The organism is Nesterenkonia massiliensis, from assembly GCF_000455245.1.
GTDB lineage: Bacteria > Actinomycetota > Actinomycetes > Actinomycetales > Micrococcaceae > Nesterenkonia > Nesterenkonia rhizosphaerae.
Map to the genome: position 1 here is coordinate 57,275 of NZ_HG005171.1, position 2,304 is coordinate 59,578.

The window sequence follows — 2,304 nt, forward strand, 5'->3', positions numbered from 1 at the left end:
TTCTGGTGGTGGATCAGCCCGCGACCATCGGTGCACTGCCGGTGGCTGTTGCCCAGGAGGCTAAGGATGTTGAGGTGGCCTACCTGCCGGGGCTGACCATGCGCAGAATGGCCGACCTTCACGCCGGATCAGCTAAGACTGATGCCAGGGATGCATTCATCATCGCTGAGACCGCCCGGACCATGCCCACCGCCCTGCGGCAGATCGCAGCCTCGGATGAGCAGATCGCTGAGCTGGCGGTGCTGACCGGGTTCGATGATGACCTACTGGCCCAGACAACTGCCGCCCGGAACCGGCTACGCGGTCTGCTGACCCAGATCCACCCCGGCCTGGAACGGGTCATTGGGCCACGGCTGCATCACTACGGGGTCCTGGATGTGCTGAGCCGGTGGCCTACTCCGCAGCGGATCAAAGACGCCGGCCGGGGGCATGTGCGTAACCGGATCAAGAAGCACAACCCACGACTGGCTGAGCCGATGACTGAGGAGATCTTCACCGCCCTGGAGGCCCAGACGGTAGTGGTTCCCGGCACTGAGGCGGCAGCAACCATCGTGCCGATCATCGCCGGGCAGCTGAAGGACCTCTACTCACAGCGTCAGCAGGTCCTGGCCCAGGTCGATGCCCTGGTGGAGGCCCACCCTCTTCACCAGGTCCTGACCTCGATGCCCGGAATCGGGGTCAGGACCGCCGCCAGAATCCTTACCGAAGTCGTCGGCAAGAACTTCAAGACCGCAGGCCACCTGGCCTCCTATGCGGGGATCGCGCCGACCACCAGGCGTTCCGGGACCTCGATCAGAGGTGAATACGCCAACCGCGGCGGGAACAAGAGATTGAAATCATCCCTGTTCAACAGCGCCTTCGCGGCCCTGCACCACCGCCCATCCAGGGCCTACTACGACAAGAAACGCGCCGAAGGCAAGACCCACAAACAAGCCGTCATCGCCCTAGCCCGAAGACGCCTCGACACCCTCTACGCCATGCTGCGTGACGGGACCTTCTACCAAGACCCCGAAACCATCAGAGGCGGAACCGGGCACGCCCTAGCGGCTTGACGAAAACCATAGAGGCACCCCCCCACATCTAGGTTGAGGACTCCCCCAAGGGCATCCACATCGACGGTGCCCGTGACAGGATCATCGCCGGCATTGTCTACGTAGTTCTGCTCGGCAGTGCCGACGGTGGCAGCGTCCAGGCCGAGCGCATCGGCGTCGATCAGCCTCGCCAGTGCATGGCTGGGGTGCTCACCGTCGTCGGCTTACGCCGGAGCGCTGCCCACCATGGTGAGTCCCGAGACCAGCGCGGCGCTGGTGAAGACCGCCCCTAGGCGTTTGAGCGACCCCGGAGGGTTCGCTCCCGCCTGGTGCGCATCTGTAGTTCTGTCCCTCACTTGGACTCCCTCAGAGTTGCTAGCCATATCCAATTACCGACTCAACACCTCTTGGCTGGAAGCCTCGGATTCCTGATCCGCCGGTGCGCCGGATTCACCTGCGTCAAGTCAGGGAGACAGGGCATCCCAGAACTGACACTCGGGTGCCGAGCTAGCACAACTGCTGAGGGATTAACAGTTTATGTTCAGCTAACATTTGGTTGACGGCCAGTTCTGGGGCGATTCTCAGCCCGTCCGACCGCAGGGGCTCAGTCGATGAGGTCGTGGATCTGGATGACCTGGTCACGGCCCGGTCCCACACCGACGGCGGAGAACCGCGTGCCGCTCATGCGCTCCAGCGCCAGCACGTAGTTGCGGGCATTCTCCGGCAGATCATCCAGGGTCCGGGCACCGGTGATGTCCTCGGTCCAGCCGGGGAAGTGCTCAAAGATCGGCTTGGCGTGGTGGAACTCGGTCTGGGTCATGGGCATCTCGTCATGCCGCACGCCGTCGACGTCGTAGGCCACGCAGACCGGGATGTCCTCGATGCCGGTGAGCACATCGAGCTTGGTGAGGAAGTAATCGGTGAAGCCATTGATGCGTGCGGCATAGCGGGCCATCACCGCGTCGTACCATCCGCAGCGGCGCGGTCGGCCGGTATTGACGCCGAACTCGCCGCCGGTCTTCTGCAGGTACTCGCCCCACTCGTCGAAGAGTTCAGTGGGGAACGGACCAGCACCCACGCGGGTGGTGTAGGCTTTCACAATTCCGATGGACCGGGTGATGCGGGTGGGGCCGATACCCGAACCCACCGAGGCTCCGCCGGCGGTGGGGTTGGAGGAGGTCACAAACGGGTAGGTACCGTGGTCGACGTCGAGATAGGTGGCCTGCCCGCCCTCCATGAGCACCACTTTGCCCTCATCCAGCGCGTCATTGAG

3 protein-coding genes are annotated in these 2,304 nt (G+C 63.6%); 1 reads left to right on the plus strand and 2 read right to left on the minus strand.

Annotation, left to right across the window (positions count from 1 at the left end):
- A partial coding sequence (locus TX78_RS10415; RefSeq protein ID WP_044496157.1) for an IS110 family RNA-guided transposase occupies positions 1 to 1,052 on the plus strand: 1,052 nt, incomplete at its 5' end.
- A 203-nt stretch (positions 1,053 to 1,255) separates the two neighbouring features.
- Here TX78_RS10415 and TX78_RS14500 read toward each other — a convergent pair.
- Both TX78_RS14500 and TX78_RS10420 read right to left on the minus strand, forming a co-directional pair.
- Positions 1,256 to 1,387 carry a hypothetical protein gene (locus TX78_RS14500; protein WP_267878927.1) on the minus strand — a complete coding sequence of 44 codons (132 nt, stop codon included), beginning with the start codon at positions 1,385 to 1,387 and terminating at the stop codon, positions 1,256 to 1,258.
- Between the two features lie 248 nt (positions 1,388 to 1,635).
- Positions 1,636 to 2,304 (minus strand): adenylosuccinate synthetase (locus TX78_RS10420; RefSeq protein ID WP_044496092.1); only part of this gene is annotated, 669 nt, incomplete at its 5' end.